Origin of the sequence: Porphyromonas sp. HMSC065F10 (assembly GCF_001808555.1) — a bacterium.
Classification (GTDB): Bacteria; Bacteroidota; Bacteroidia; order Bacteroidales; family Porphyromonadaceae; genus Porphyromonas_A.
Genome location: NZ_KV793785.1, coordinates 1 through 4,419, shown reverse-complemented (window position 1 = coordinate 4,419; position 4,419 = coordinate 1). Strand labels below are relative to the sequence as shown.

General features: G+C 45.8%; 4 protein-coding genes and 1 pseudogene. 3 read left to right on the top strand and 2 right to left on the bottom strand.

Annotation, left to right across the window (positions count from 1 at the left end):
- Positions 1-527: 527 nt before the first annotated feature.
- Both HMPREF2890_RS05065 and HMPREF2890_RS05060 read right to left on the bottom strand, forming a co-directional pair.
- Complete coding sequence (locus tag HMPREF2890_RS05065; protein ID WP_070466224.1) at positions 528-779, bottom strand: hypothetical protein; 252 nt, start codon at positions 777-779, stop codon at positions 528-530.
- Positions 780-1,112: 333 nt separating this feature from the next.
- Positions 1,113-2,078, bottom strand: a complete 966-nt coding sequence (locus HMPREF2890_RS05060) for a transposase (protein WP_256387638.1) — start codon at positions 2,076-2,078, stop codon at positions 1,113-1,115.
- A 703-nt stretch (positions 2,079-2,781) separates the two neighbouring features.
- On the opposite strand from HMPREF2890_RS05060, the gene HMPREF2890_RS05050 reads away from it, so the two are divergent.
- From HMPREF2890_RS05050 to HMPREF2890_RS05045, 3 genes and pseudogenes are all read left to right on the top strand, one after another.
- Positions 2,782-3,414, top strand: a complete 633-nt coding sequence (locus HMPREF2890_RS05050; RefSeq protein ID WP_070466217.1) for a TetR/AcrR family transcriptional regulator — start codon at positions 2,782-2,784, stop codon at positions 3,412-3,414.
- A gap of 21 nt (positions 3,415-3,435) precedes the next feature.
- Positions 3,436-3,600, top strand: a complete 165-nt coding sequence (locus HMPREF2890_RS09085) for a hypothetical protein (RefSeq protein WP_168160418.1) — start codon at positions 3,436-3,438, stop codon at positions 3,598-3,600.
- A gap of 182 nt (positions 3,601-3,782) precedes the next feature.
- Positions 3,783-4,391, top strand: a pseudogene (locus HMPREF2890_RS05045) (hypothetical protein); the annotation flags it as partial.
- Positions 4,392-4,419 lie beyond the last annotated feature (28 nt).

Genomic DNA, 4,419 nt, shown 5'->3' with positions numbered 1-4,419 from the left:
GAAGTAAGGCACCCCTTGAAGGAGTCTATGACCAATAGATAGCTTCTCATTGCGATCACAATATAGCGAGAATGTCTTGCCCTAGGAAAACCCGGATCCCCATACCGATGATGACGGGATATGAGGTACAAATACTATTCAGCTCTATATGTAGAGGCGGGAATGAAGCACCATAGCGGGTGACCGCTTCATAGTCCTAAAGCCCCGGGGCAAGTGTCGCACAACCCCTACTAATCCGCATACACCGTGGTGCAGTTACCGTCTATGAAAGTACGACTATTGCGGGGTAGAACAATAAGAAAACGACGTGCTTCTCATTCGCTTAGGATACTCATAAGAGTTTGGGACCCGACACGTACTCACCAACATCTGTCTTCGCCACCTCGTGCTTCTACTGATGCTATAGCGAACAGGCATCCTTGGATTATTATCAAATGCTTCACCTCTGTAGCACTAGACCAGACGCACAACAAATCTTCCGAGGCTACAATACCACGAAAGATTTGTTCTAGACGATATGCTACTTGTTACAAGGATTCTCCTCTTTGGCCTTGTACAGATTTTATGTCTGCACTCAGTTTCCTCCGCTTTCCAGCCAAGAAAAAGAAGAGTATCCCAAGTAGAGCGATTAGTCCGGCACCCTCATACGTACCGGAATACATGGAAAGTATAACAGACGCAGCAAGAAAAATTCCTACGATTGATTCGAAAACGACCAAAAGAAGGTTCCTTCTCTTTTCCGAAAGTGCCGCTTTTCTTTCTCCGGGGTTAACACTCATATTTACCACTGTCTTTCATCTCTTGCAATGTTCATTTACTGCCTCAAAGATACGTGTTTTTCTTATTGTATGCAAATTCACCCACCTACCTCAATTCCGCACGAAAGTTGATGCGGTGAGAAAAGTGGCGTCAGGACACTTTTTTGAGGACTTATGGTGGTAAGTTTAGCTCATAGTTCCGTTTTTTGGTCTTCAGACCGGGTGTATTGTGCGAAAAAAGACGCTGTGTATGAGCTTTTACCCTTATTTTTCACCCCTTTAGGGTGCTTAGGGTATGGGGTGGCTGGAGCAGATCGCTGCCGTACTGCTCCTTCAGGTGAAAACGTCTTTGCTTCAGACTCGTACTTTTCGTCTTCGTACATATTGAAGTAAGACATCAGGTGGGGAGTAAAGGTCGAGGTACCAGCCGGATTTTTCCCTGACCCACTGGGCGGGACAGGTTACAAAGTTGTATATGAATGCCTTGAGCCTTGACATCCGAGGTAGAGAGGTGATCCTCGAGAGCCCCTCCACAAATGCGGTATAGAGGTTGCGAAGAATGGCTATTAGGATCATAAAGACTGTATTGGACTTCATTTCAGAGGAGGGGAGGCGAGACCAATTGAAGTCGTTTTTGAGCTGATCAAAATTGCGCTCTACGGCACCTCTGGCGTTGTAGGTCTTGATCACCTCTTTGTCACTGAGCTCTTTAGCGTTAGTCAGGATGACAAAGCACTTGTACTGCTTCTTCTCAAACAGCGTCCCATCGTAGCTTGAGTCGATCTGCAGATAGAGGACAATCTCATAGCCTTTCTCACTGAAGCCGGGAAAATTGTCGAAGACCACTCGTCTCGACTCCAGTCTTCTCCCTCCCTCCAGCCTGACGGGATGCCATCCGGCGGTGGATTCATTGGCCAGGCTCCTGTAGTACTCCGTATTGGCGGCTCTGATAAACACTCGACTTGCGTGCTTGGAGACCTCCTTGAGGATCTCTTTTGTGTAGCTGCCGCAGTCCATGACGGCATTTCGCACCCTCAGACCATGCTTCTCAAGCAACTCGAAAGCACGCTTGAGCGTGTCTGCCTGTCGGTAAGTGGGCGGGGCGTTTCCATCCCTGTTCTCGATGTAGAAGGGATGTCCGTTGACGAAAGCCACACCGGGGAAGTAGCCTCGGCACTCCTCAAAGGTGTACTTCGCATCCTGCTTCTCTGTCTTTATCAGCACGTTATCATAGTCAAAATCTACCCACTCTCCGTCCTTTCTCAGGTCAAAGCACCTCAATACTGACTGCATCAGCAGGTTGTTGAGTTTACTATTGATATTGAAGTTGTAGGATATTTGGGAGGCGGGGTGGGAGAAGTCACTGTTCTCTGCGGACAGCTCTTCGAGGTACCTCAGAGTGGTATCCTAAGAGGGAATCCTTGACTTGCCCGGGATCTGGCGGATCTCGGAGCGGCATCTATTCACGTCCTCAATGCAGGATCCCCCGCAGAGGACTCTGTACATGAGTGCACCCAGAATATCCGAGTGGCGGTAAACGACCCCCTGGCGCTCACGAGACCCCAGGACACTATCAAGCGACTTTGCGAGGGACGCAAAGAGCGGATCAGAGAAGAAGAAATTCAATCCCCAAACGATTGTATGGGATATCCACTTTTTACTCGTATATTTGCTATGTAACCCATAAGTGTATCAGTGTTTTATGGTATATAAAGATACACAAATTACACCTAAGGGGCAATGAATTCAGCGGAATTCTTTGCCCCTTTTTCACCCCTTATCTTTTTCTTGCGGAATTAAGGTGCGATTTCTCACCCTTCATTTTTGCCCCGATCGCAGCCCTCGGAATCTAGGGATTACGAGAGGAATGAACTAGTTGGAAGTATTAATAATCATTCATCTCGCAGTTCTATCGTGTCATAAATAACAAGAAGGCCGATCGGAAAATCCCTATTTTTAGGTATTGTGTGTCCTGGAAAACCTTGCGAACTTTGCTCGCAGAAGATAGGATAAAGTTGTTATTATGCAGACGACGAAGGAACATACACGCAGACTATTGCAAGATACAGCTCGAGAAGCGTTTCTGAGGAAAGGCTTCAAGGCGGTGTCTATGCGTGAGATTTCCAAGCTGTCTGGTGTTGGGCTAAGCAACATATACAATTATTATCCTTGCAAGGATGATTTGCTGGCAATCGTCTTGCGTCCAGTTTTGGAGGCGATGACTAACATGCTGGAAAACCACAATTGTGATAATAACCTTTCACTTGAGATCTTTACCTCAGAAGAGTATCACCGTCAATCTATGCAAGAGGTAATGGGTGTGATTACTCGTTATCGCAAGGAGTTTAGGTTGCTATTTCTCGATACTCGAGATACACGATTTGAAGACTTTTGGGAGCGATGGATTGATAAAAGCACGATAACTGGAATCGAGTATTTAGAAAGGATGAAAGAATTATATCCGGGGCTAGATACTAATGTTTCCCCTTTTTTCATACACTTCATCAGCTCTTGGTGGATCAGTATGGTGAGAGAGATTGTATTGCACGAGGAGCTCTCCTCCGAGGATATCGAATGCTTTATCGGTGAATACATCCACTTCAGTACAGGTGGGTGGAAGCGACTTATGAAGGTAGATCATCAGAGCGGATTGTGAGCATTACAGATATTACTAGCAATGAAAGAATTACTCTTTGAAGAGGGCGTTGATGGGCTTTCTCACTTTGATGCTGATAATTGTGGGCAAAGCCGTGGCAATGTCTATTGCACTAAAGTTTGGAACGAGTCGTCAATGACAATAAAGAATGAAATCAATGATACAGACTATCCAAATACAAAGTAGCGGGGGAATTTATTCTGGAGTTCTGCGGTATAAGAGATTTCATTTTAGGAAATCATCCTATCGAGCGAGTCGCCTACAGAGGCGGCTCGCTTTGTTTTTGAACAAAACGTCTTCCCGTTCTCTTTTGGACTATTGCCACTTATGAGTAAAGACACTTCAAAATCAATATAACATGAAACGATATGAAAGTAGAAAGAATTAACAATTGGTTTGCCTTATGCAGCAAAAGAATGATGCGTAATCGCTGGGTAGTGCTAGGAGGGTTTATCCTGATCCTTGCCATTGGCGTATCGGGACTTAGATACTTCAAGGTAAGTGCCTCATGGGAAGACTACTTTCTCGAAGACGACCCGATGCTTGTCAAGACCGAAGAATTCAAGGAGATATTCGGGAATGACAACTTCGCAGCCGTGCTGACTAGGTGTGACAATTCGTTTACAAAAGACAATCTGGAGCTGATCCGTGAACTAACGAACGAGATGGTGGACAGCCTTTCGTACGCCGACAAAATAACCTCTCTTACTGACATCGAGTTTATGATGGGAGGCGAAGATGGTATCGCCATTGAGCAGATAGTCCCCGATACGATCCCTACGGATCCCAAGCAATTGGAAGAGATTCGTCGCAAGGCTTATATGAAACCTCACGTAGCAGAGCGATTAATTTCCAAAGATGGGACGCTTTCGTGGATTATACTCAAGCTACGTACTTTTCCCGAAGACTCTATTTGGAATAAGGGGAAGAACCCTGTTTCACCCGAGGTCCTTACGGGCAATGAACTAGATCATATTAGGCGTATAGGTCAAAATGGTGGGTGAA

Bases quoted from the DNA above. Each gene is read 5' to 3' on its own strand.
- HMPREF2890_RS05050 (WP_070466217.1), top strand. From the start codon at position 2,782: ATGCAGACGACGAAGGAACATACACGCAGACTATTGCAAGATACAGCT.
- HMPREF2890_RS05065 (WP_070466224.1), bottom strand. From the start codon at position 779: ATGAGTGTTAACCCCGGAGAAAGAAAAGCGGCACTTTCGGAAAAGAGA.
- HMPREF2890_RS09085 (WP_168160418.1), top strand. From the start codon at position 3,436: ATGAAAGAATTACTCTTTGAAGAGGGCGTTGATGGGCTTTCTCACTTT.